At 72.7% G+C, this 24,215-nt stretch carries 21 protein-coding genes and 1 pseudogene; 11 read left to right on the plus strand and 11 right to left on the minus strand.

Annotated elements, in window-relative coordinates; translation table 11 throughout:
* Positions 1-43 precede the first annotated feature (43 nt).
* On the plus strand, positions 44-937 hold the full coding sequence (locus IE124_RS21815) for a S1 family peptidase (RefSeq protein ID WP_440862311.1): 894 nt from the start codon (positions 44-46) through the stop codon (positions 935-937).
* Positions 938-1,018: 81 nt separating this feature from the next.
* Here IE124_RS21815 and IE124_RS21820 read toward each other — a convergent pair whose 3' ends face one another.
* Complete coding sequence (locus IE124_RS21820) at positions 1,019-1,960, minus strand: GNAT family N-acetyltransferase (protein ID WP_189509582.1); 942 nt, start codon at positions 1,958-1,960, stop codon at positions 1,019-1,021.
* Between the two features lie 151 nt (positions 1,961-2,111).
* Entirely contained in the window at positions 2,112-3,161 is a 1,050-nt protein-coding gene (locus IE124_RS21825; RefSeq protein WP_189509583.1) for an ABC-2 transporter permease, read from the minus strand.
* A gap of 148 nt (positions 3,162-3,309) precedes the next feature.
* Between IE124_RS21825 and IE124_RS21830 the strand changes: the two genes are divergently transcribed.
* The 4 genes from IE124_RS21830 to IE124_RS21845 all read left to right on the plus strand — a co-directional run bounded on the left by IE124_RS21830 (position 3,310) and on the right by IE124_RS21845 (position 9,928).
* Positions 3,310-6,945, plus strand: a complete 3,636-nt coding sequence (locus tag IE124_RS21830) for a DNA polymerase III subunit alpha (RefSeq protein WP_189509584.1) — start codon at positions 3,310-3,312, stop codon at positions 6,943-6,945.
* The gene (locus IE124_RS21835) at positions 6,942-7,901 is read left to right on the plus strand and encodes a DNA polymerase Y family protein (RefSeq protein ID WP_189509585.1); all 960 of its coding nucleotides are present in this window, start codon (positions 6,942-6,944) and stop codon (positions 7,899-7,901) included. Before IE124_RS21830 ends, IE124_RS21835 begins: the two co-directional genes overlap by 4 nt.
* Positions 7,902-8,081: 180 nt before the next feature.
* A complete protein-coding gene (locus IE124_RS21840) occupies positions 8,082-8,951 on the plus strand; it encodes an esterase/lipase family protein (RefSeq protein WP_189509586.1) in 870 nt (289 codons plus the stop codon).
* A 224-nt stretch (positions 8,952-9,175) separates the two neighbouring features.
* Positions 9,176-9,928: a D-Ala-D-Ala carboxypeptidase family metallohydrolase gene (locus IE124_RS21845; RefSeq protein ID WP_229832676.1), complete on the plus strand. Its 753-nt coding sequence runs from the start codon at positions 9,176-9,178 to the stop codon at positions 9,926-9,928.
* A 196-nt stretch (positions 9,929-10,124) separates the two neighbouring features.
* On the opposite strand, the gene IE124_RS21850 is transcribed toward IE124_RS21845, so the two are convergent.
* Both IE124_RS21850 and IE124_RS21855 read right to left on the minus strand, forming a co-directional pair.
* The gene (locus tag IE124_RS21850) at positions 10,125-11,180 is read right to left on the minus strand and encodes a lytic polysaccharide monooxygenase auxiliary activity family 9 protein (protein WP_189509588.1); all 1,056 of its coding nucleotides are present in this window, start codon (positions 11,178-11,180) and stop codon (positions 10,125-10,127) included.
* A 143-nt stretch (positions 11,181-11,323) separates the two neighbouring features.
* Positions 11,324-11,992, minus strand: a complete 669-nt coding sequence (locus IE124_RS21855) for a response regulator (RefSeq protein ID WP_189509589.1) — start codon at positions 11,990-11,992, stop codon at positions 11,324-11,326.
* A 133-nt stretch (positions 11,993-12,125) separates the two neighbouring features.
* Here IE124_RS21855 and IE124_RS21860 point away from each other — a divergent pair, with 133 nt between their 5' ends.
* The 4 genes from IE124_RS21860 (at position 12,126) to IE124_RS21875 (ending at position 15,732) form a co-directional block, all read left to right on the plus strand.
* Positions 12,126-13,109, plus strand: coding sequence for a Bug family tripartite tricarboxylate transporter substrate binding protein (locus IE124_RS21860; RefSeq protein WP_189509590.1), 984 nt, complete (start codon positions 12,126-12,128; stop codon positions 13,107-13,109).
* Entirely contained in the window at positions 13,106-13,621 is a 516-nt protein-coding gene (locus IE124_RS21865) for a tripartite tricarboxylate transporter TctB family protein (RefSeq protein ID WP_189509591.1), read from the plus strand. Before IE124_RS21860 ends, IE124_RS21865 begins: the two co-directional genes overlap by 4 nt.
* A gap of 3 nt (positions 13,622-13,624) precedes the next feature.
* Positions 13,625-15,121, plus strand: coding sequence for a tripartite tricarboxylate transporter permease (locus tag IE124_RS21870; RefSeq protein ID WP_189509592.1), 1,497 nt, complete (start codon positions 13,625-13,627; stop codon positions 15,119-15,121).
* A gap of 191 nt (positions 15,122-15,312) precedes the next feature.
* Positions 15,313-15,732: a DUF6299 family protein gene (locus tag IE124_RS21875; protein ID WP_189509593.1), complete on the plus strand. Its 420-nt coding sequence runs from the start codon at positions 15,313-15,315 to the stop codon at positions 15,730-15,732.
* Between the two features lie 42 nt (positions 15,733-15,774).
* Here IE124_RS21875 and IE124_RS21880 read toward each other — a convergent pair whose 3' ends face one another.
* Together IE124_RS21880 and IE124_RS21885 are read right to left on the minus strand one after the other, a co-directional pair.
* Positions 15,775-16,257: a ribonuclease FAU-1 family protein gene (locus IE124_RS21880; RefSeq protein ID WP_189509594.1), complete on the minus strand. Its 483-nt coding sequence runs from the start codon at positions 16,255-16,257 to the stop codon at positions 15,775-15,777.
* Entirely contained in the window at positions 16,238-17,161 is a 924-nt protein-coding gene (locus IE124_RS21885) for a GNAT family N-acetyltransferase (RefSeq protein WP_189509595.1), read from the minus strand. The genes IE124_RS21880 and IE124_RS21885 overlap by 20 nt, the downstream gene beginning before the upstream one ends.
* Before the next feature lie 73 nt (positions 17,162-17,234).
* Here IE124_RS21885 and IE124_RS21890 point away from each other — a divergent pair, with 73 nt between their 5' ends.
* Positions 17,235-17,609 (plus strand): GntR family transcriptional regulator, encoded by a 375-nt coding sequence (locus tag IE124_RS21890; RefSeq protein WP_189509596.1) that lies wholly within the window; start codon positions 17,235-17,237, stop codon positions 17,607-17,609.
* 24 nt (positions 17,610-17,633) lie between these two features.
* Here the strand turns inward: IE124_RS21890 and IE124_RS21895 are convergent, their stop codons facing one another.
* From IE124_RS21895 to IE124_RS21910, 4 genes and pseudogenes are all read right to left on the minus strand, one after another.
* Positions 17,634-18,743, minus strand: coding sequence for a DUF5925 domain-containing protein (locus tag IE124_RS21895; protein WP_189509597.1), 1,110 nt, complete (start codon positions 18,741-18,743; stop codon positions 17,634-17,636).
* A gap of 94 nt (positions 18,744-18,837) precedes the next feature.
* Positions 18,838-19,602 carry a polysaccharide deacetylase family protein gene (locus tag IE124_RS21900; RefSeq protein ID WP_189509724.1) on the minus strand — a complete coding sequence of 255 codons (765 nt, stop codon included), beginning with the start codon at positions 19,600-19,602 and terminating at the stop codon, positions 18,838-18,840.
* Between the two features lie 218 nt (positions 19,603-19,820).
* Positions 19,821-20,828 (minus strand): annotated as a pseudogene (locus tag IE124_RS21905) (glycosyltransferase family 2 protein); the annotation flags it as partial.
* Positions 20,825-21,655, minus strand: coding sequence for a glycosyltransferase family 2 protein (locus tag IE124_RS21910; protein WP_189509598.1), 831 nt, complete (start codon positions 21,653-21,655; stop codon positions 20,825-20,827). The pseudogene IE124_RS21905 and the gene IE124_RS21910, both read right to left, overlap by 4 nt.
* A gap of 669 nt (positions 21,656-22,324) precedes the next feature.
* Here IE124_RS21910 and IE124_RS21915 point away from each other — a divergent pair.
* Positions 22,325-23,131 (plus strand): SGNH/GDSL hydrolase family protein, encoded by an 807-nt coding sequence (locus tag IE124_RS21915; RefSeq protein ID WP_189509599.1) that lies wholly within the window; start codon positions 22,325-22,327, stop codon positions 23,129-23,131.
* Here the strand turns inward: IE124_RS21915 and IE124_RS21920 are convergent.
* Entirely contained in the window at positions 23,115-24,116 is a 1,002-nt protein-coding gene (locus tag IE124_RS21920) for a protein kinase domain-containing protein (RefSeq protein ID WP_189509600.1), read from the minus strand. The genes IE124_RS21915 and IE124_RS21920 overlap by 17 nt on opposite strands.
* Positions 24,117-24,215 lie beyond the last annotated feature (99 nt).

The raw sequence follows: 24,215 nt of genomic DNA on the forward strand, positions 1-24,215 counted from the left end.
CACCCCACGGCGGGCCCCCGATTCCCCTCTGGAGGAACGAGAAGTGAGGACCACGCGCACCACCCCCACGAGAACCGTCCGGATGCTCGCCGTCGCGGCCGGTCTCGCCGCCGTCGCGGCGCTCGCCGTCCCCACCGCGAGCGCGGACACCGCACAGACCTTCGGCGCCGAACGGCTCTCGGCGGCGAGCGACGCCGTGCTCGCCGCAGACGTGGCAGGCACCGCCTGGCACGTCGACAGCGCCTCCGGCGCGGTCGTCGTCACCGCCGACTCCACGGTCTCCGCCGCCGAGATCGCGAAGATCAGGCGCCAGGCCGGGGTCAACGCCGGCGCGATCCGGGTCGAGCGGACCCCCGGCAGGTTCACCAAGCTCATCTCCGGCGGCGACGCGACCTACGCCGACGCCGGCTGGCGCTGCTCCCTGGGCTTCAACGTCCGGGACAGCGCGGGTGCCTACTACTTCCTCACCGCCGGTCACTGCACCGACGGCGCGGGCACCTGGTACTCCAACTCCTCGCGGTCGACCGTCCTCGGCTCCACCGCCGGGTCGAGCTTCCCGGTCAACGACTACGGCATCGTCCGCTACACCAACAGCTCGGTCACCAAGTCCGGCACCGTCGGCAGCGTGGACATCACCAGCGCCGCCAACGCGACGGTCGGCATGTCGGTCACCCGCCGGGGCTCCACGACCGGCACCCACAGCGGCTCGGTCACCGGTCTCAACGCCACCGTGAACTACGGCGGCGGGGACATCGTCTACGGCATGATCCGCACGAACGTCTGCGCCGAGCCGGGCGACTCCGGCGGCCCGCTCTACTCCGGCAGCCGGGCGATCGGCCTCACCTCGGGCGGCAGCGGCAACTGCTCCTCGGGCGGGACGACCTTCTTCCAGCCGGTGACGGAGGCGCTGAGCGCCTACGGGGTCAGCGTCTACTAGGCGGCACGCGGACACCCCCGGAGTCCCTTGGTGTACGCGTCCACCAAGGGACTTCGGCCCGCCCGCCGTGTTCCCGGGGGCTCAGAGGGTGCGGGCGAACTCCAGCCGGTCGGCGAAGTTCACGTATCCGGCCCGCTCGAAGGCCTTCGCCATCGCCACGTTCGCGGCGTCGCAGTCCCCGCGGATCTCCGTGGCCCCGGCGGCGGCCAGGACACGGGTGCCCCGGACGACGACGGAGGTGGCGTACCCCTTGCCGCGGTGGGCGGGGGCGACGCCGACGAAACCGATCACCGGGACACTGGGGTTCTCGGCGGGGAGGCTGATCACGGCGACCGTGCCGTCCGCGTCGTAACCGAGCTCCCACCACTCGGGCTGGTGCTTCAGCTCGGCCGTCTCCTCGAAGAGCAGCTCGGCCGCGCGGCGGGCGCCGTGCTGCCGTACGTCTGCCGCGAGCCGGGCGTCGGCGGTGTCGGCGAGCAGCTCGGCGAGGACCGCGACGAAGGGCTCGGGGCCGAGCTCGGCGAGCGAGCGGAAGGTCAGCCGGGGGTCGTCGGCCGGCGGCCCCACCGGCGTACCGGAAGAGCGGAGGCTGAAACGGCGGCCGTCGCGGACCACGCCGAAACCGGACGCCCGCAGCAGCTCGCCCCGGTGCTCCGGATTCCGCTGGTACTGCGGGGCCTGGGCGGGGGAGTCGACGACGTGCTCGAGCTCCGTCGCGCCCAGCTCCCGGGCCCTGGCCGCCGCGGCGTCGAGCAGGGCGGCCCCGGTCTCCGGCGAGTCCTCCGGCGCCTCGAACAGCACGAAGGCGAGCGGGACCTCGTGTCCCGGGATGGTCCACAGCACCACGCTGCCGGTGAGCCGCCCGTCGCCGTCCTCGGCGACCAGGCACCAGTCGGGACGGGTGCACGCGCTGTCGAGGAGCTGGGCGAGGTAGGCGCGGGTGGCGGCGTTGCGCTCGGGGTCGTCGGGGTGTTCGACCAGGGCGGGGAGTTCGTCGGGACGGGCGGGGCGGACGAATGTCACGGAGGGCCTTGTCGCTCGGGGACCGGTCGGTGATGCCCCGTGAAGGTAATGCGTCGACGGGCCGGTGGGCCAGGCCTTTTGGGGCAGCGCGCGCCGCTCGACTCCCCGGGGCGACGGGCCGGTGGGCCAGGCGTTCCGGGGCGCCCGCCGCTCAACTCGCCCCGGCCCCGCCCGCGGTGTCGAGTTCCGTGGCGATCGGCTCCTCCTGCGGCTTCTGCTTCAGGGAGGACATCACCAGGGTGACGACGGAGCCGACGACCGCCCAGGCCGAGAGGACCAGCATCGAGGTGGTCATGTCGTTGCCCTTGAAGTACGCGATCGAGCGCGCCGCCCAGGTGCCCGCGCCCGGCGGCAGCCACGGGCCGATCGCCTCCCAGAACGGGGGCAGCATCGGCAGCGGGAAGGCGCCGCCCGCGCTCGGATTGCCGGCGACCACGATGAGCAGGATCGCCAGGCCGATGCCGACGATCCCGAAGACCGACTGCAGGGCGAGCGTGGCGGCGCCGACGGCGAAGACGACCAGGGTGCCCAGGCCCCACAGGGCCGCGACGCTGCCGGGCAGCGCTCCCAGGATCGGGCCGACGATGATCGCGCCGCCGAGTCCGCCGAGGGCCGCGTAGAGCGCGAGCACCCCGAGCCGGATGATCGCCCGCTCCCGGTTGGCCGGGCGGGAGCCGGCGCTGATCGCCAGGATCGCGGCGCAGATGTAGCCGCCGACGCACCAGCCGATGACCAGGTAGAAGGCGGAGAGTCCGTTGAAGTCCTGGGAGGAGGAGGGGGCCACGTCGACGGTTCGCACGGCGCGCTGGTTGGCCGCCTCCAGCTCCGTCATCATCGCCACCAGGGTCGCGGAGAGCACCTTGCCGCCGCCGGAGGCGACGAGCAGGGTGTCGGTGCGGCCCCGCGGGTCGACGATGAGGGCCCCGTCGATGTCCCGGTTCATGATCTGGTCCCGCGCCTCGGCCTCGTCCGTGAGCGTGCGGGGGGCGAGGGGATCGCCCGGCAGCTTCTCCAGTCGGTCCGTCAGGACGGTCGCGGCCTGCCCGGGGGCGACCACGCCGAAGGGGACGTCCGTGGGTTTCGGATTGTGCAGGGCCCCGACGTACGAGGTGATGAACAGCAGCTGGAGGGCGAAGACACCGACGACGAGCAGGGCGGCTCGGGGGGTGACGGCGCTTTTCAGTTCATCGACGAGGCTCATGCCCCCCAGGCTCCGGGGGGAGCGGTGTTTCCGCAGGTGGGGCAGACCCGAACGGGTTATCGTACGGATGTTCGAAAGTAGGCTACGCTGGGTTCAGGGGGTGGGAACGTACGTACGAATTCGATGCGGGAAGTGCGGGAGGTGCGCCATGCCGGGATTCACGCACCTGCACACCGCCTCGGGCTACTCCCTGCGCTACGGGGCCTCGCACCCCGAACGGCTGGCCGCGCGCGCGGCCGAGCGGGGCATGGACGCGCTCGCCCTGACCGACCGCGACACCCTCTCCGGCGCGGTCCGCTTCGCGAAGGCCTGCGCGAAGGAGGGCGTCCGGCCCCTCTTCGGCGTGGACCTCGCCCATGAGGCGCCGGAGCCGGTGACGCACGACACCGGGCAGGGCTCCTCCGCCCGCCGGGTGCCCGTGCGCGGCGGCGCCTTCGTCGACGAGTCCGCGCCCCGCGCCCTCTTCCTCGCCCGCTCCCGCGCCGGCTGGGCCTCCCTCTGCGCCATGATCACCGCCGCCCACGCCGGGAGCGGTGCGGGTGCGGGTGGTGCGGGTGTGAGCGGTGCGGGCGGTGCGGGTGTGAGCGGTGCGGGCGGTGCGGGTGTGAGCGGTGCGGGCGTGAGCGGTGCGGGCGTGGGCGGTACCGGCGGGCAGCCCCTGCTGCCCTGGGCCGCCGGGCACGACGAGGGGCTGACCGTGCTCCTCGGCCCGGCCTCCGACGTCGGCCGCGCCCTCGCCGCGGGCCGCCCCGACCGGGCCGCCCGGCTGCTCGCCCCCTGGCGCGAGCGGTACGGCGACGCGCTGCGCCTGGAGGCCGTCCACCACGGCCGTACCGGCACCGGCCCCGGCTCCCTGCGGCTCGCCGCCCGTACCGTCGGCTTCGCCGCCGAGCAGGGCGTCCCGCCCGTCCTCACCAACGCCGTCCGCTACGCCGACCCCGGCCTGGGGCCCGTCGCCGACGTCCTCGACTCCGCCCGCCGGCTCGTCCCCGTCGACCCCCGCAAGGAGCTCGACAGCGGAGAGGCCTGGCTCAAGGGCGCCGAAGGACCCGACGGCATGCTGGCCGCCGCCGAGCTGATCGTCGAGGCGGCCGGCTTCCGCCGGGACGCCGCGCACCGGCTGCTCGACCGGACGGCGGCGGTCGCCGCCGACTGCCTGGTCGACCCCGAGGACGACCTCGGCATCGGCTCCGCGCACTTCCCGGAGCCGTACCTCGTCGGCGCCGAACACCGCACCGCACAGCGCGTCCTCGCCTCCCGGGCCGCCGCCGGCATGGTCCTCAAGGGGTACGAGAAGCGCCGCGCCTACTGGGACCGGATGCACCGCGAGCTGGACGTCATCGCCCACCACGGCTTCGCCACCTACTTCCTGACGGTCGCCCAGGTCGTCGAGGACATCCGGGGCATGGGGATACGGGTCGCCGCCCGAGGCTCCGGCGCCGGCTCCCTCGTCAACCACCTCCTCGGCATCGCCCACGCCGACCCGGTCGAGCACGGCCTGCTCATGGAGCGCTTCCTCTCCAAGCGCCGCACCGCCCTGCCCGACATCGACGTCGACGTCGAGTCCGCCCGCCGTCTGGAGGTCTACCGGGCGATCATCGGCCGCTTCGGCACCGAGCGGGTCGCCACCGTCTCCATGCCCGAGACCTACCGGGTCCGCCACGCGGTGCGGGACGTCGGCGCGGCCCTCTCCCTCGACCCGGCCGAGACCGACCGGATCGCCAAGGCCTTCCCGCACATCCGCGCCCGGGACGCGCTCGCCGCCCTCGACGAACTGCCCGAGCTGCGCGAACTCGCGGGGGAGCGGGACCGGTTCGGCCGGCTCTGGGAGCTGGTCGAGGCGCTCGACGCCCTGCCGCGCGGCATCGCCATGCACCCCTGCGGGGTGCTGCTCTCGGACGCCTCGCTGCTCACCCGCACCCCCGTGGTGCCGACCAGCGGCGAGGGCTTCCCCATGTCGCAGTTCGACAAGGAGGACGTGGAGGACCTCGGGCTGCTCAAGCTCGACGTCCTCGGGGTGCGCATGCAGTCCGCGATGGCCCACGCCGTCGCCGAGGTCGAGCGCGCCACCGGCGCCCGCCCGGACATCGACGCGATCCCGGAGGGCGACCCCGAGACGTACCGGCTCATCCGCTCCACCGAGACCCTCGGCTGCTTCCAGATCGAGTCCCCGGGCCAGCGCGACCTCGTCGGCCGGCTCCAGCCCGCGACCTTCCACGACCTCGTCGTCGACATCTCGCTCTTCCGCCCCGGGCCGGTCGCCGCCGACATGGTCCGCCCCTTCATCGAGGCCCGGCACGGCCGCGCCCCCGTCCGCTACCCGCACCCCGACCTGGAGGGGCCGCTGAAGGAGACGTACGGCGTGGTCGTCTTCCACGAGCAGATCATCGAGATCGTCCGGATCATGACCGGCTGCCGCCGCGACGAGGCCGACCAGGTGCGGCGCGGACTCTCGGACTCCGGCTCGCAGGGCCGGATCAAGGCCTGGTTCGCCCGGGAGGCGGAGCGGAAGGGGTACGCGGCCGAGGTCGTCGCCCGCACCTGGGAGATCGTGGAGGCCTTCGGCTCGTACGGCTTCTGCAAGGCGCACGCGGTGGCCTTCGCCGTGCCGACGTACCAGTCGGCCTGGCTCAAGGCGCACCACCCGGCGGCCTTCTACGCCGGGCTGCTCACCCACGACCCCGGCATGTACCCCAAGCGGCTGCTGCTCGCGGACGCGCGGCGGCGCGGGGTGCCGGTGCTGCCGCTGGACGTGAACCGGTCGGCGGTCGCCCACCGTATCGAACTGGTGTCCGATGAGTCGGCGGTGTGGGGTCTCCGGCTCGGCCTCGCCGACGTCCACGGCATCGGAGAGGCCGAGAGTGCCCGCATCGAGGCCGGACAGCCCTACGCCTCCCTGCTCGACTTCTGGGAGCGGGCCCGCCCGCGCACCCCCGTCGCCGAACGCCTGGCCCAGGTCGGCGCGTTGGACGCCTTCGGCGCCAACCGCCGCGACCTGCTGCTCCATCTGAACGAACTCCGGCGCATCCACCGGGGAGCCGCCTCCCACGGCGGTCAACTCCCGCTCGCCCAGGGCGGGAAGACCGCCCCCGTCGGCCTCCCCGACCTCGACGACACGGAACGCCTCAGCGCCGAGCTCGGCATCCTCGGCATGGACACCTCCCGCCACCTCATGGACGACCACCACGCCTTCCTCCGCGAACTCGGCGTCGTCTCCGCCCAGCGGCTGCGCGACACCCCCCACGGCCGGACCGTCCTGGTCGCGGGCGCCAAGGCCGCCACCCAGACCCCGCCCATCCGCTCCGGGAAACGGGTCATCTTCAGCACGCTCGACGACGGTACGGGCCTGGTCGACCTCGCCTTCTTCGACGACGCCCACGAGCGCTGTGCCCACACCGTCTTCCACTCCTGGCTGCTCCTCGTCCGGGGCGTCGTGCAGCGGCGCGGCCCGCGCAGCCTCAGCGTCGTCGGCTCGGCCGCCTGGAACCTCGCCGAACTGGTCGAACTCCGGTCCTCCGGCGGCCTGGAGGCGGTGGGGGCGAGGCTCGCCGAACCGGGACCGACCGGCGGGAACGGCGGGACCGGAGGCGGGAACGGCGGGACCGGCGGGAACGGCGACTCCGCGCCCGCCGGCGACCGCGGCGCTCGCGCCGGCTCCGGCCGCCGCATCACGATGCCCACCGGCTACGAGATGAACCCCTGGGCCGACCTCCGCCCGGCCGGGGAGGGCGCCACCGCACCGGCGCGGAAGCTCTGGCACAGCAGCCCGGGGAGCGCCGGATGATCCTCTGCGTACGCTTCCGCCTCGAACCGATGTGGGAGTCCCTGCTCCCGCAACTGGTGGAGCTCCTCGGTGAGTTCACCCCGACCGTCCAGGCCGCCCCGCCCGCCGAGGTGCTCGCCGACGTGCGCGGCGCGCTGCGCTACTTCGGCTGGAGCCCCGCCGAGCTCGCCTCGGTGATCCGGGTCAGGGCGCTCGCCCTGTACGGCGTCGACTGCGTCATCGGCGCCGGGCCCAACCCGATGCTGGCCCGGACGGCCGCGAGCGAGGCCCGGCCCGGCGTCACCCTCGTCGTCGAGGACCCGGCCGCCTTCCTGCGCGACCGCCCGGTCGTCACGCTCGACGGTGTCGGCCGCGCCACCGCCCGTACCCTCTGCGGCTACGGACTCGACTCCGTCGGCCGGGTCGCCGACGCGCCGCTCGGCGTGCTCCAGCGGCTCGTCGGCGCGAAGACCGGCCGCGAACTGTGGGAACGGGCCCGGGGCATCGACCGGACCCCCGTCGTCCCGAACGCTGTCTCTCGGTCGACAGCCGCCGAACGCTCCTTCCCGCACGACGAGATCGACCGTACGGAACACCGCAAGGCCCTCCTCTCGCTCGCCACCGAGCTCGGCGCGCGGCTCCGCACGGAACGGCAGGTGTGCCGCTCGCTCGCGGTCACCGTGCGGTACGCCGACCGCAGCACCACGACCCGGAGTCGTACCCTCGCCGAACCGACCGCCCACTCGGCGGCGCTCACCGCCCTCGCGTACGCCGTCCACGACTCCTTCGGCCTCCAGCGGGCCCGGGTGCGGGGGATCGCCCTGCGCGCCGAGGGCCTGACGGACGCCGAGAAGGCCGCACACCAGCTCTCCCTGGACCCGGTGGACGAGAAGACCCGACGGATCGAGGCGGTGGCGGACCGGGCGCGGGCGAAGTTCGGACCGAGGGCGGTGCTGCCGGGCTCACTGGCGGCCTGATCACCCGTGCGGGCGGACTCCTCGGCGACACCGCACTTTTTACCGACGCGTAACTTCCCAGCCGAGGCTACCGATGCGTAGCTTGGCTGAAGCGCATCCCCACCGCGCATCCCCACTTGTGGTCCGGGCCGCAGGGCACAGCACCCCCACCATCCCCTTGAGCCGCAAGGAGATCGCCCGATGCTGCCCTGGAAACACGCCGTCAGAGCGCTGTCCGTCCTGCTTCTGACCGCCGCCGCCACCCTCGCGCCGACCGCCGCCGCCTCGGCCCAGGTCGAGACCGCCACCACCAGCCGTGGCTGGAACGACTACTCCTGCAAGCCCTCCGCCGCTCATCCGCGCCCGGTCGTCCTCGTCCACGGCACCTTCGGGAACTCCGTCGACAACTGGCTCGTCCTCGCGCCCTACCTGGTGAACCGAGGCTACTGCGTCTTCTCGCTCGACTACGGCCAGCTGCCGAACGTGCCGTTCTTCCATGGGCTCGGGCCCATCGCGAAGTCCGCCGAGCAGCTCGACGCGTACGTCGACCGGGTCCTGGCCGCGACCGGCGCCCCCGAGGTGGACCTCGTCGGGCACTCGCAGGGCGGCATGATGCCCCGCTGGTACCTCAAGTTCCTCGGCGGGGCCGAGAAGGTGAACGCGCTCGTCGGGATCGCCCCCGACAACCACGGCACCACCCTGCTCGGCCTCACCAAGCTCCTGCCGTTCTTCCCCGGCGCCGAGGACCTGCTCAAGGCCAACACCCCGGGCCTCGCCGACCAGATCGCCGGCTCGCCGTTCATCACCCGGCTCAACGAGGGCGGCGACACCGTGCCCGGCGTCCGCTACCACGTGATCGCGACCCAGTACGACGAGGTCGTCACCCCGTACCGCTCGCAGTTCCTGAGCGGCCCGAACGTCACCAACGTCCTCATCCAGGACAAGTGCGCGCTCGACCTGTCCGAGCACGTGGCGATCGGCACGGTGGACCGGGTCACCTTCCACGAGGTCGCCAACGCCCTCGACCCGGCCCGCGCGACTCCGACCACCTGCCTCTCGGTGATCGGCTAGGTCCTGTCGTCAAACTCCCGTCGTCCGCCGCAGGCAGGCGGGAGGTTGACGACAGGACCTAGGGGGCCCAGAGGCGGCCCGGGACCTACCCGGTCCGCTACCGCCATTGGCTCGACAAATGACGCTCGTCGGGCGTGGTTGACGCGCGTCGACGCGGCGGCCAGTCTCGGGGGGTGGCCCGACTCCACGGGTCACCCCCGGTTCTGTGAGGCAATGGAGGCTCGATGCCCCGACGCACCGAACGTTCCCCGTTCGTCCGCCTTCTTCTCTCGATTGTCATGCTCATGGCGTCATTGGCGGGCGGGGTGGTGGCGACCGCGGGCACGGCTCACGCGGACGGCTGCTACACCTGGTCGCGCACCCTCTCCGAGGGATCCTCCGGCGCCGACGTGACGCAACTGCAGATCCGCGTGGCCGGCTATCCCGGCTACGGCGCGGTCCTCGCGATCGACGGAGCCTACGGCCCCGGCACCGCCGCGGCCGTCAAGCGCTTCCAGGCCGCCTACGGACTGGCCGCCGACGGCGTCGCGGGCCCCGCGACCTTCAGCAAGATCTACAGCCTTCAGGACGACGACTGCACGCCGGTCCACTTCTCCTACGCCGAGCTGAACGACTGCAACACGACCTGGGCGGGGGGCGCGGTGAGCGCGGCCACCGCCAAGTCCAACGCGCTGCGCACGATGTGGAAGCTGGAGGCCCTCCGGCACGCCCTCGGTGACCAGTCCATCCGCGTCACCAGCGGTTTCCGCAGCCAGGCCTGCAACGACGCGGTCGGCGGGGCCTCGTCGAGCCGTCATCTGTACGGCGACGCGGCCGACCTCGGCTCGGGGCCCCACTCGCTGTGCCGCCTCGCCCAGCAGGCCCGCAACCACGGCTTCAACGGCATCCTCGGCCCCGGCTATCCCGGCCACGGCGACCACACCCACCTCGACCACCGCGGCAGCCGCTTCTGGTCCGCCTCCAGCTGCGGCATCTGACACGACCGGCCAGCGATCCACCGTGACCGGCGCCGGCGACCGCGACCGCGACCGGCGCCGGCGACCGCGACCGCGACCGGCGCCGGCGACCGCGACCGCGACCGGCGCCGGCGACCGCGACCGCGACCGGCGCCGGCGACCGCGACCGCGACCGGCGCCGGCGACCGCGACCGCGACCGGCGCCGGCGACCGGCCGTTATCCCTGGGTCCGGCGTCGCCGGGCGGCCCCGAAGAGCACGGCCGCGCCGAGCGCGAGCACGGCGGCGCCACCGACCGCGAGATACGGGGTGGTGGCGTCGCCACCGGTCTCGGCCAGCTCCACCCCGGAGCCCGAACCGGCCGCGGGCGCTGGCGCGTTGGGCTCGGCGCTCTCGGTGGCCGGCGCCGTGGGTGCGGCGGCGTCGGTCGTCTCGGCCGTCGGCTCGGCGGGCTCCGTGCTCTCCGCGGCCGGCGCCGTCGTCGGGGCGGCCGTCGCGGGCGCGGCCGCCGTCTCCTCCGCCCCGGTCGACGCGTCGTGGTCCCCGTGCCCACCGTGCTCGACGGAGGACTCGTCCTTGCCGTCCTCGATCTGCTCCTCGCTCGGCGCGGAGGCGGACGGGGCGGGGGTCGTACCGCCACCGCTGCCCGCCCCGAACACCACGTCCGAACAGGTGTAGAACGCCTCGGGGGAGTCGGAGCGCTGCCAGATCGAGTAGATCAGGTGACGGCCGGTCTTCTTCGGAACCGTCCCTTCGAAGACGTAGTCGCCGTTCTCCATCCGCGGGTCGGTCACCGTCGCGAACGGCTTCGCCCCCAGGTCCGCCCAGGTCAGCGGCTTCGACGGGTCGTACCCGTCCTTCGTCACGTACAGCTCGAACGAGCCCCGGTGCGGCGCCGTCCCCTTGTAGCGGAAGGTGTGCGCCCCGGACTCCAGCCGGCTCGCGGGCCAGTCGCTCCGCGCCAGGTCGAGCCCCCGGTACTTGTCGTTGCCCGCACTGCACAGCTTGCCGTCCGGGATCAGCTCCCGGTGCTTCCCGGCGGCGTTCGCGATGTTCACCGCGTTCCAGTCGTAGAAGGCCTGCGTCCCGCTCGCCGCCACCGCCGCCTTGCACGCCTCCGACCGCGGCGCCTCGGGCCCCTCCGCGTAACAGGCCGACACCCGGCTCACCGGATCCGTCATCGACCCGTGGGCGAAGGCGGACCCGGAGGCCAGCCCGGAGAGTGCCAGCACAGCGGAGGCGGTCACGGCCGCGGTCGTACGGCGAGAGGTCATGGGGGGACAGCTCCTTCACGAGGGTGGTGTGGGGGGGTTGGCTAGGAAACTAGCCGCCCGGAACCGTGAAAGAGCCCGTGGAGAGCGGGAGATGACGATCCTTAGGATCGCTTTAAGGTGGAGGTAAGTGGCGCCTCAGGAAGTCAGCCGAGCCGCCGGTAGCGCCGCTCGGGCCGCCCCGTCCCGCCGTACCGGAGGGTGATCTCCGCGCGGCCCGTCTGGGCGAAGTACTCCAGATAGCGGCGGGCGCTCACCCGGGACAGGGCGCCGGCCTCCGCGCACTCCGTCGCCGAGAGGCCCTCCGGATGGGCGCGGAGGATCGAGTCGACCAGGTCGGCCGTGTGGGCCGCGAGGCCCTTCGGGAGCTCGCGGGAGCCCCGCGGGCGGGTGCCGAAGATCTGGTCCACGTCCTCCTGGCGGGCCTCGTCGAGGTCGTCGAGGCGCGTGCGCAGCGAGGCCACGTGGCGGAGCTGCTCGTGCAGGGCGGCCTGGCTGAAGGGCTTGATGAGGTAGTGCAGCGCGCCGGCGCGGAGGGCCGATCGGATCGTGCCGACGTCCCGGGCGGCGGTGATGAAGAGCGCGTCCATGCCGAGACCCGCCGCCCGCAGCTCCCGCAGCACCCGGATCCCGTCCATGTCCGGCAGGAAGACGTCGAGGAGCACGAGGTCGGGGCGGAGCCGCTCGGCCGCGCGCAGCGCCTCGGCGCCGCTGTGCGCTACCCCGGACACGGTGAAGCCCTCCACGGCCGACACATAGCGGCAGTGCAGCTTGGCGACCATGAAGTCGTCGTCCACCACCAGCACATTCGTCACGCCGACACGCTAGGTCGCGACCACAAGGACCACAACGTCCATTGATTGCGGAAGAGAGACAGCTTCTTCACGTACGTGCAACATGTGGGCCACCTCACACCCCCGTTTCCCTCCTACCTGAGAGGCGGCACACGTGCGTCTGCGCACCCCCCTTGCTCTCCTCGGGTCGGCGCTGCTGGTCCTCGTGGGTCCGCCGCTGCTCACCACCGGCAGCGGATCCGACACCGGCACGCAGATACCCGGACTGCGCTTCATGGTTCCCAACACCCCCGGCGGCGGATACGACATCACCGCCCGTACCGCCGCCAAGAACGCCGAGGAGGCGGGCCTCACCGGCGACATCGAGGTCTTCAACCTGCCCGGCGCGGGCGGCACCGTCGGCCTCACCCGGCTCGTCGGCGAACGCGGCAACGGTCGCCTCGCCATGTCCATGGGCCTCGGCGTCGTCGGAGCCGTCCACACCAACAAGACCCCCAGGACCCTCGCCGACACCACCCCGATCGCCCGGCTCACCGAGGAGCAGGACATCGTCGTGGTCGGCAAGGACTCCCCGTACAAGACCATCCAGGAGCTGCTCGCCGCCTGGAAGAAGGACCCCGGCAAGCTGCCCGTCGGCGGCGGCTCCTCGCCCGGCGGACCCGACCACCTCGCTCCGATGCTGATGGCCCAGGCCGCCGGCATCGCCCCGAAGGACGTCAACTACGTCCCCTTCGACGGCGGCGGCGAACTCCTCGCCTCCATCCTCGGGAACAAGGTCGGCTTCGGGGTCTCCGGCGTCGGCGAGTACCTCGACCAGATCAAGGCGGGGGAGCTCCGCCTCCTCGCCGTCACCGGTCCGAAGCGGGTCCCCGGCCTCGACGCCCCCACGCTCCGCGAGGCCGGTCTCGACACCGAGTTCACCAACTGGCGCGGCATCGTCGCCCCGCCCGGCCTCTCCGACGCCGAACGCGAGAAGCTCGTCGACCTCGTCACCGAGCTGCACGGCTCCCCGCAGTGGCGCGAGTCCCTGAAGACCCACGGCTGGAACGACGCCTTCCTGCCCGGCGAGGAATTCGGCGACTTCCTCACCGAGCAGGACGAGCGCGTCGGCACCGTCCTCAAGGAGCTCGGCCTGTGAACACCCCCGCGAAGAACCCGAAGAACTGGCTGCGGGAACACTCCGAGCTCGGCGTCGGCGTCCTCCTCTTCCTCCTCGGCGTCCTCGTCCTCACCGACGCCCTCACCCTCGACACCGACGTCACCGGCCGCGGCCCCGTGGGCCCCGCCACCGTCCCCCTCGTCGTCGGCTGCGGCCTCCTCGTCGTCGCCGTCCTCCTCACCGTCGACGTCCTGCGCGGCGGCCGCGGCGAGGCCGAGGCCGGCGAGGACGTCGACCTGACCGAGCCCGCCGACTGGCGCACCGTCCTCCTCCTCGCCGGGGTCTTCCTCGCCTTCGCCGTCCTCATCGGCCCCCTCGGCTTCCCCGTCGCCGGCGCCCTCCTCTTCTGGGGAGCGGCCTACGCCCTGGGCAGCCGCCACCTCCACCGCGACCCGCTCATCGCGGCCGCCCTCTCCCTCTTCACCTACGGCGTCTTCGACAAGCTGCTCGGCGTCCCGCTGCCCGGCGGCCCGCTGATGGGAGTGATCTGAGCCATGGATTCCCTGTACTCCCTCATCGACGGCTTCGGGACCGCCCTCACCCCGATGAACCTGCTGTGGGCCGCCGTCGGCGTGCTCCTCGGCACCGCCATCGGCGTCCTGCCCGGCATCGGCCCCGCGATGGCCGTCGCCCTGCTGCTCCCGGTGACCTACGGACTCGAACCGACCGGCGCCTTCATCATGTTCGCCGGCATCTACTACGGCGCCATGTTCGGCGGCTCCACGACCTCGATCCTGCTCAACACCCCCGGCGAGAGCGCCGCCGTCGTCGCCGCCATCGAGGGCAACCCGATGGCCAAGACCGGCCGGGGCGCGCAGGCGCTCGCCGCCGCCGCCATCGGCCACTTCGCCGGCGGCATGATCGGCACGATCCTGCTCGTCGTCCTCGCCCCGACCGTCGCCGCGCTCGCCGTCGACATCGGCGCCCCGGACTACTTCGCGCTCATGGTCCTCGCCTTCATCGCGGTGACCTCCGTCCTCGGCTCCTCCCGCATCCGCGGACTCGCCTCGCTCCTCATCGGCCTCACGATCGGCCTCGTCGGGCTCGACCAGATGACCGGCCAGCAGCGCCTCACCTTCGGCTCGCTCCAGCTCGCCGACGGCGTCGACGTCGTCATCGTCGCGGTCGGCCTCTTCGCGATCGGCGAGGCCCTGTGGGTCGCCGCGCACCTGCGCCGCACGACCGGCGAGGCCATCCCCGTGGGCCGGCCCTGGCTCGGCCGGGACGACGTGCGGCGGACCTGGAAGTCCTGGCTGCGCGGTCCCCTCATCGGATTCCCGTTCGGCGCGATCCCGGCCGGCGGCGCGGAGATCCCCACCTTCCTCTCGTACGTCACGGAGAAGCGGCTCTCGAAGCACAAGGAGCAGTTCGGGAAGGGCGCCATCGAGGGCGTCGCCGGACCCGAGTCGGCGGCCTCCGCCTCCGCGGCGGGCACCCTCGTCTCGATGCTCACCCTCGGGCTCCCCACGACCGCCGTCGCCGCGGTGATGCTCGCCGCCTTCCAGCAGTACGGCATCCAGCCCGGCCCGCTGCTCTTCGAGCGGGAACCCGACCTGGTCTGGGGCCTGATCGCCTCGCTCTTCGTCGGCATGGTGCTGCTGCTCGCCCTCAACCTGCCGCTCGCGCCCGTCTGGGCCAAGCTGCTGCGCATCCCGCGCCCGTACCTCTACGCCGGCATTCTCTTCTTCGCCGCCGTCGGCGCGTACGCGGTGGGCGGCGAGGCGCTCGACCTCGTCATCCTGCTCGTCATCGGCCTCATCGGCCTCGGCATGCGGCGCTACGGCCTCCCGGTGCTCCCGGCCGTCATCGGCGTCATCCTCGGCCCGGCCGCCGAGCAGCAGCTCCGCCGCGCCCTGCAGATCAGCGACGGCTCCCTGACGGGTCTGGTGAACACGCCGTTCTCGGTCGCCGTGTACACGGTCGTCCTGATCCTGCTCGCCTGGCCGCTGCTGAGGAAGGTGATCACGCGCCGCCGCGACGTGACGGTGTGACAGACGGGAGTGGCGCGCGGGCGAGTGGACGCGCGGGCGGGTCGGCCGCAGGCGGAACGTACGATCGTATCCACTACCGAAAAGTGCTCAACTCGCCCCCGATGGGGTGAGTTCGGACATGGGACGGCGTGATCCGGTATCCCTGGCGGGCAGAAGCACCAACCCCCCACGCCCCCGAAGGGACCCCGCTCATGCGCGTCCGTACCGCCCTCGCCGCAGGCGCCCTGCTCGCCGCCGCAGCCGCCGTCGCCCCTCTCGCCCACGCGCGAGGGGCCGACGGCCTGTCCGTCCACGGATACGGCACCGTCGCCGAGGACAGCACCGTCACCCTCTCCGGCACGTACCGCTGCACCGACGACAGCGCGGGCCCCGTCTTCGTCAGCTCCACCCTCCGCCAGGGGAACCGTTCCGCCGGGATCGGCGGCACCCGGGCCGCCTGCGACGGGCACCTCCACGAGTGGGTCAACACCTCCGTCGTGAAGGAGCCCGCCTACCAGCCAGGCGCCGCCCGGGTCGAGGCCACCCTCGTGCAGCTCACGGCAGGCGGCGAGCTGGGCCTCCCGACGCCGGGCTTCCTCGCGCGGGAGGAATCGGACGTCGAGCTGCACTGACCGCCGGCCGGCTCGGGCCGGCCGACACCTGCCGGACGCCCTCTAGCGACCCAGCAGCTCGATCAGGCCCTCACGGCCGAGAACTTCGAGCTCGTCCAGGGCCACGACGGCGCGGGCCGCCGCCTCCGGGTCGGAGGCGGCGAGGCCGCTCGCCTCGAACTCGTCCTCGTCCAGCCGCAGCACCTCGCTGCCGTCCGCCGACACCCACAGGTCCAGGTCCAGGTCCTCGATCACCACCCCCGAGCCGTCGATCTCGGCCGGCCGGGTGATGTCGCAGTACCAGCCCTTGAGGGAGCCGTCGGCGGACCACACCTCCTTGACCGTGTACCAGCGGTCCCGCCAGTAGTGCTCCACGAAGACGTCGCCCGGCTCGAACCGTACGAAACCGAAGTCCCGTACCCCCTCGGCGGCCCACGGGGCGCGGACCGAGAGACGGGCGCCCTCCTCCGTGAGGACCTCCGCCGGGTAGCGGATCTTCGTCCGCCCCGCCTTCATCAGAGTGATCTCAAGCGACCGTCCGGACATGCCGTACCTCCACCGCGCCGATCTCGTAACCGAACCATTTGTTGATCGCCAGCATCGGTTCGTTGCCGGCGTCGTTCCCGGTGAACGCCTCCACGCAGCCCGCGGCCCGGGCCCGGTGCAGCGAGGCGTTCTTGACGAGCTTCGCGAGACCGCGGCCGCGGAAGGCGGGCGCCGTGCCCGTCATCCCCGTCGCGTACCGCCCCAGTCCGTCGGTCTGCGCGGCGCTGAACGCGGCGGCCACCCCGTCCACCACCGCGACCGTCGTCAGCCCCCGGTCGAGGAGGGGGTGGTTCCAGGTCGTCTCCAGCCAGTGCGCGTAGTCGTCCATCTCGGCGCCCACGTCACTCGGCTCGTCGGCGGTCGTCACCGCGTCCAGCTCGAAGAGCACCCGCGGATCGGCCGCGAAGTCCTCCGCCGTCAGCAGCTCGACACCGGCCGGCGGCTCCTGGAGCGGCGGCAGTTCGACCGCCGCCAGGTCGAGACGGAGGAAGTACGCGGAACGGCTCGGCGCGTAGCCCCGCTTCTCGGCCCACGCGCGGTTCCGCGGCTCGTCCATCACCCAGCTGTACAGCGTGTGCGCACCCCGCTCAGCCAGGTGCTCCTCGGCGGCGCGCAGCAGCAGCGTGCCGGCGCCGTGCCCCGCGTGCGCCGGGTCCACGTACACGTTGGCGTAGCCGATGCCGGGCTCCGGCGCTTCGTGCGCGATCCCCACCTGGGCCGTCCCGACGACCGTCCCGTCCTCGGATACGGCGACCAGCGGGCGGTAGTGGCTGTCCGGGTGGGCGTGCGCCCAGTCGAACACGAGCTGCTCGGCGGTGGCCAGCATGAGGGGAACCGCCGAGCGGCGCACCCGGGCGAAACCCTCGGCGTCGCCGGTTCGTACATCACGGACGATCACAGTCATGTGGCCGCACGCTACGTGTGGATGGTGGCCACCGCCTCCCATTTTCCCGCGGGGTGGGGGCAGAATCGGAGGGGTGACACTCACCATCGCCGTGGACCACGAATCCACCACCGCTCCGTACGAACAGCTGCGTGCCCAGATCTCGGAGCGGGCCCGGTCGGGCAGACTGCCGGTCGGATACAAGCTGCCGACGGTACGCGGGCTCGCGGAGCAGCTCGGCCTCGCCGCGAACACGGTCGCCAAGGCGTACAAGGCACTGGAGTCGGACGGGGTGATCGAGACCCGCGGCCGCCACGGGACCTTCGTCGCGGCGGCCGGCGACGCGGCGACCCGCCGCGCCGCCACCGCCGCCGCCCAGTACGCCGAGGAGGCCCGTCGCCTCGGCCTCAGCCGCGAGGCGGCGGAGGCGGCCGCGCGCGAGGCCCTGCGCGCGGCGTACGACAGCTGACCGCTCCCCGACCGGGGCCGGGCGCTACAGGTAGAGCCCCGCCCCCGCCGTACGGGGCTCCGGGAGGTCCGCCGGGGGTGTGCCGCGGCGCAGCGCGAACAGTTCCGCCAGCGTCGCGCCCTCGCGCGGCACGCCCTCCTCGTGCCCGAGCCAGGAGACCGACTCCGCCCTGGTCATCGGCCCGACCTCGATCCGGGCCAGACAGCGACCGGGGCGGACCACGGCCGGGTGGAGCCGCTCCAGGTCCTCGTTGGTGGTGACCCCGACCAGGACGTTGCGCCCCTGCCCGAGCAGGCCGTCCGTCAGGTTGAGCAGCCTCGACAGGGCCTGCCCCGCCGTGTGCTTCGCCTCGCCCCGGATCAGCTCGTCGCAGTCCTCCAGGAGCAGCAGCCGCCAGCGGCCCTTCGCCGTCCCCTCGTCCTCCCCGATGGCGATGTCCATCAGATAGCCGACGTCGTTGAACAGCCGCTCCGGGTCCAGGACGCAGTCGACCTGGCACCAGTCCCGCCAGGACCGGGCCAGGGTCCGCAGTGCGGACGTCTTGCCCGTCCCCGGGGGCCCGTGCAGCAGCAGGAGCCGGCCAGCGATCGACTCGGGGGTCACCTTCATCAGCCGGTCCATGGACTCGGCCACCGGCGCCGAGTAGTTGGGGCGCACCTCGTCCCAGGTCCCGGCGCTGATCTGCCGGGTGGTGCGGTGCGGGCCGCGCCGGGGCGACACGTACCAGAACCCCATCGTCACGTTCTCCGGCTGCGGCTCCGGTTCGTCCTTCGCCCCGTCGGTCGCCTCCTTCAGGACGCGCTCGGCGAGCTCCGCGTCCACCGCGGTGACGGTGACGTCCGCGCCCCGGTTCCAGCGGGAGATCAGCAGCGTCCAGCCCTCGCCCTCGGCGAGCACGGCGCTGCGGTCGTCGTCCTTCGCGGCCCGCAGCACCAGGGCGCCCGCCGGGAGGAGCGTCGCATCCGGCTTGACCCGGTCCAGGGTGGTGCTGTGCGAGTGCGGCTGCTCGCCGATCGCGAAGCGGCCGAGGAAGAGCGCGTCGACGACGTCCGACGGCGAGTCGCTGTCGTCGAGGTTGAGTCTGATGGGCAGCGACCGTTGCGGCTCGGACGGTACCGGTGGGGTGTCAGCCATGCGCCCATGATCCGGCAACCGGGCATTCCGTGCACCGTGTTTTGAACGGGACGTTCCCCCCGGTCGCCGGTCCGTCCGCCGGTCCGGCGGTACGTCAGATCCAGTGACCTCGCGTGGCACCCCGGGCGCGTCGTACGAGCGCGTATCCCTTCGTCATGGCCCGGTCGGCCGCGAAGTTCCGGCCGATCGCGCGGCCTTCCACGAGCCGGGTGAACTCCTCGATGTCCGTCGACCGCCGCACGGTGACCCGCTCCAGGGCATACGGCCCCTGGCTGCGGCAGGCCAGGGCGTTGCCGACGGCGAGCGCCTGGGTGAAGCCGGCCTCCCGGACCGTGCGCCGCACCCGTCGGCTGGAGTATCCGTACGGGTACGCGAAGGAGGCCGGGGCGCTGCCGAGCTCCTCGCCCACGATCTCCCGGCAGCGGAGCGTCTCGAAGCGCAGCCTCCGCGCGTCGAGCTGGTCGAGCTGCGGATGGGTGTGGCTGTGGCCCCCGATCTCCGTTCCCGCGTCGGCCAGTTCGCGGACCTGCTCCCAGTCGAGCATGGTGTCGAGCGCGCCGCCCTCGTCGTGCTTGCCGCGCAGCCAGCCGGTGGAGACGAAGACGGTGCTCGCGAAGGAGTGCCGGGCGAGCACCGGAAGGGCGTGGCGGTGCACGCCCTCGTAGCCGTCGTCGAAGGTGACGAGGAGCGGCCTGGCGGGCAGCGCGCTGCCCGTGCGCCAGGCGGCGGCGAGCGCGGCGGTCGTCAGCGGCGTGAACCCGCGTTCGGCGACCACCGCCATCTGCGCGGCGAAGGCCTCGGGGGTGACGGAGAGCCCGAGGGTGGCGGGGGCGGGATCCTTGTCGACGGCGTGGTACATGAGGACGGGCACGCCCCGGGTGTACACGGCCCCGCACTCGGCGCTCACGAGGCGGCCTTCTCGACGGCGCTGTGCTCGGTCGCACCGTCCTCGGTCGCACGGTCCTCGCCCGCGGGATCCTCGGCGGTACGCTCCGTGGCCGAGCCGGCCTCGACCGCGCGGTCCTCGGCGGTACGCTCCGTGACCGCGCCGGCCTCGACCGCGCCGCTCCTGGCCGCGCCGTCCTCGGTCCGTTCGATCGGGCCCCAGGAGAACGTCGGTCCGCCGCGCCGGGTCCGGAGCGTGCCGAGCGCGTAGCCGCCGGCCGCGACCGTCACTCCGGTCACGATCGCCCCGGCCCGCCCCGCGCCGCCGGACCGTCCGCGCAGCGCGTCCCGCACGCCGCGCAGGACGCCGGCGGGCAACACCCGTGTCGTGTAGCGCCGTTCGGACTCCAGACCCTTCTGTGCGCCGACGCTCCGCGCGACGAGCGCCTTCGAGAGCCCCTCGGCGTACACCCGGGTGCGGAAGTAGCCGAAGCGCTCGCGGACGGCGGGCACCTTGTGGTGGATGACCGCCCGGTCGTCGATGAGCAGGACGGCCCCGGGCATCGCCTTGGCGAGCCGGATGCACAGCTCGGTCTCCTCGCAGCCGAGGGGCCGCCGGTCGCCGTCCCGGCCGATGCCGGTGGCGAAACCGCCGGCCGCGTCGAAGGCGGTGCGGCGGAAGGAGGCGTTGCCGCCGAGGACGTTGCGCACGCGGGCCCGGCCCGGGGGCAGGCCCCGGTACGTACAGCCGACGACCCAGTCGAACTCCTCGGGGAACCACGCGGGGCGGCGGCCGGAGGCCCAGGCGGGCAGGGTCCGGCCGCCGACGGCCATGACCTCGGGGCCGTCGTAGGCGGCGGCGAAGTGGTGGAGCCAGTCCGGCTCGGCGACGGCGTCGTCGTCGAGGAAGGCCACGAACTCGCCGCGGGCGGCGGCGATTCCGGTGTTGCGGCCGGAGGAGAGGCCGCGGGGGCCCGCGTTGGCGAGCACCCGCACCTCCTCGTGGAGCCGCTCGTCCGCGTACTCCTCGGTGAGCCGTTCCAGGAGCCGCTCGTTGTGGTCGACCACGAGCAGGGTCTCCAGCGGCGGCAGCGACTGCTTCCGTACGGAGTCGACGGCGGCGCGGATGTCCTCCCACCGCTCCTCCGTGTAGACGCAGATCACCACCGAGAAGCCGTGCGGGGTCGTGCGGTCGCTCAAGACGCCTCTCCCCGGGGGACGTTGACGGAGAACGCGGCGGGTCGGCGGCGGGCCGCCTTCCGGACGCCCTTCTCCTTCAGGATCACCTTGAGGACCCGGATCCCGTCGCGCACGGCGTTGAGGTTGCTGACGCCGTGGATGCGCAGGTATTCGTGGCTGGGAACTTCCTGGACCTTGAGGCCGGCCTTGACGACCCGGATGTTGATGAGGGTCTCTATCTCGAATCCGGTGCAGTCGAGCGTGACCTTGTCGAGGCAGTGGCGCCAGAAGGCGTTGTAGCCGTAGCAGAGGTCGGTGTAGCGGGCGCCGAACTTGCGGTTGACGAGTGTGCAGAGTGCCCAGTTGCCGAGTCGGCGAATGGTCGTCATGTCGTCCGTGCCGCCGCCGTTGGCGAATCGCGAGCCCTTGGCGAAGTCGGCGCCGCCGACGAGGGCGGAGACATAGGAGACGATCTCCTGGCCGTCGGCCGAGCCGTCGGCGTCGACCATGACGATGATGTCGCCGGTGCAGGCGGCGAAGCCGCTGATCAGGGCGTCACCCTTGCCCTTGCCGACCTGCTTGACCACCTTGACGTCCGGCCGGAGTTCGCGGGCGACGTTCACGGTGTCGTCGGTGGAATTTCCGTCGACGAGGACGACTTCGTGGATCCATTCCGGCAGCGTCTTGAAGACGTACGGAAGATTTTCGGCTTCGTTCATCGCGGGAATGACGACACTCACCGGGGGAGTGATCGCCAAATGCGAGGTGATAGCGCGGTACTGGGCCGCTATTCGACTCGGCTCGGTCATTTCTTGGCCCGTAGTGGCCGGGCGCAGGAACGAGCTCATGGGTCCTGATTCCCTCTCGTCCGGTGGGCCGCCCACCCCTTGGGCGGTCCTATGGTGTGTCCGGTTCGAAAGGGGGGTGCTCACCTCGCCCGCGCGGAATCGACTACAGGGTCGATCGCCTTGCGGGATCGGCGAGTTGGCATGACTGGCCGCGCGGTACCCGCGACCCGGCGCACAACGAACACCGAGCACGGCACCCCCCTACCGCGCCCCGCACCGGAGCCATCGCGACGCTAGAGCCCTCCCCTGAGCCGCTTTGCTTGATGGACCTGTGCGGGTGAGATGTACGACGGTATTGATGAATGGGACTGTATGGCAAGTCCCGGATCGGTGGCCCACTTTTCCGCAGTTTGGCGAAGCTTCGTCGGTCAGATGCGCAACTGTCCCGGTCGGATTCGGTCAATCCGTTTGCATGCAGGGAACAGTGATGCGGGATCACGTCTCTGTGCTTTGTTGTGCGAATGTGTCGCGAATGTGGCGCGATCACGAGCGATCGTTTATCGGGAGCGGAGGTTCCGCTTCCTGTCATGGCCGGATCTCGACCGTCGCCGCTGGAGGATCGCCTGAGCCTCACTGGAGTTCGGTCCCAGTTTTGACATGGACACTTCCGGTCCGGCGGATCCGATGCTACTACCTGGTAACGCAGAGATCCTGCTACAGGGAGGTTCCATGAGACTGTCCCGCTTCGCGGCCCTTTCGTCCTCGCTCCTGCTCGGCGCCGTCCTCGCCCTCACCGGGACGAGCGCGGCTCAGGCGGCCGAAACCGCCGCCCTCGACTACGTAGCACTGGGAGACTCGTACTCCTCCGGCGTCGGCGCCGGCAGCTACGACAGCGCCAGTGGCGACTGCAAGCGCTCCACGAAGGCGTTTCCGGTGCTCTGGAAGAACGCCAACGCCCCCTCGTCCTTCGCGTTCACCGCCTGCTCGGGCGCCCGAACGGGTGATGTGACCGCCAATCAGCTCGGCCCCCTCTCGGCCGCCACGGACCTGGTCTCCGTCACGATCGGGGGAAATGACGCCGGATTCGCCGACGTCATGACGACCTGTGTGCTGCAGTCCGAGGCCACCTGTATCAACCGCGTGAATCAGGCCAAGGCCTACGTGGACTCCACGCTGCCCGGCAAGCTCGACTCCGTCTACACGGCCATCAGGAACAAGGCGCCCGCCGCCGAGGTCGTCGTCCTCGGCTACCCCCGCTTCTACAAGCTGGGCGGCAGCTGTGTCGCCGGTCTGAGCGAGGGCGAGCGCACCGCCATCAACGGCGCCTCGGACTACCTCAATGCCGCCGTCGCCAAGCGCGCGGCCGACCACGGCTACACCTTCGCCAGCGTCGTCCCGACCTTCACCGGCCACGAGATCTGCTCCGGCTCCGCGTGGCTGCACAGCGTCAACTGGCTCAACATCGGGGAGTCCTACCACCCGACCGCGGCCGGCCAGTCGGGCGGCTACCTGCCGTCCTTCAACGGGGCGGTGTAGCGGATCCGTCCCCCGTACCCGTCGGGCCGGGACCGGCCGGAGCGGTGCTCGTGACCCCGCCCGGACCGGGACCGGTGCCCGGGTCCCCTTCCCGTGCGAGGTGGTACGTCAACGCCCCGGCGATCAGCAGGGCCCCGACGAGACCGGCCGCAAGGACCGGGCCCCGGCGGGGCCGCGCCGATCGCCGGGGCGGCCGCGCCCCCGCTCGCGCCGGGGGCGCACCCCCGTCGCTCGACCCGCCGTCGTCGCCGCTCCCGGTCCGGGGCTTCCGCGCGGTGTCGGACTCCACGCGCGGGGAACCCTCACCCGTCGCCCGTGGCGCACCGCCCGGCGCCGCGCGCCGCAACTCCCGCTCGGCCTGATCCGCCGTCAGGGCCGACCCCGGACCTTCGTCGAGGAGCCGGCCGATCACGGAGGCCAGCGGACCCGGCCGGCCGCCCGTGGCGGTGTCGAGGAGCACCCCGAGGGACCGCAGCTCCGCCCGCTCGTCCGGCGCGCCCTCGGGCGGGGCCGTGACACCCGTACCGAAACCGGTGACGACGACCCGTCCGTCGTTGGCGAGCAGCACGTGTCCCGGCTCCACTCCCCGGTGGGGGACGTCCGCCGCGTGCGCCGCCCGGAGTGCGGCGAGGACCTCCGCGCCGACGCGGGCGGCCTCCGACGGGGGCAGTGGACCGGCCTCCAGCGTCTCGGCGAGGCTGAGGCCGCGGACCAGCTCCATCACGACCCACGGCCGGCCGTCCTCGGTGGCCACTCCGTGCACCCGTACCACCGAGGGATGGGAGATCCGGGCGGCGGCCCGGGCCCCGCGCTCCAGGCGCGCGTACAGCAGGGGGGCTTCGTCGGCGGGGAGTCCGGCCGGGGTGCGGAGCTCCTTGAGGGCCACCTCATGGACGAGCGTCTCGTCGAGGGCGCGCCAGACCGTGCCCGTCGCCCCTTCCGCGAGGACGTCCAGCAGCCGGTAACGACCCGCGATCACCGTCATGGCTCCACGGTAACCGAGCGGTGTCCTTCCGACTCCGTTCTGTACGGGCCGGGGCGGGTCCGAACGGTGGAACGATCTTGGTGGCGGAGATCACACCCG

Source organism: Streptomyces narbonensis, from assembly GCF_014649015.1.
In the GTDB taxonomy this organism is placed as follows: domain Bacteria; phylum Actinomycetota; class Actinomycetes; order Streptomycetales; family Streptomycetaceae; genus Streptomyces; species Streptomyces narbonensis.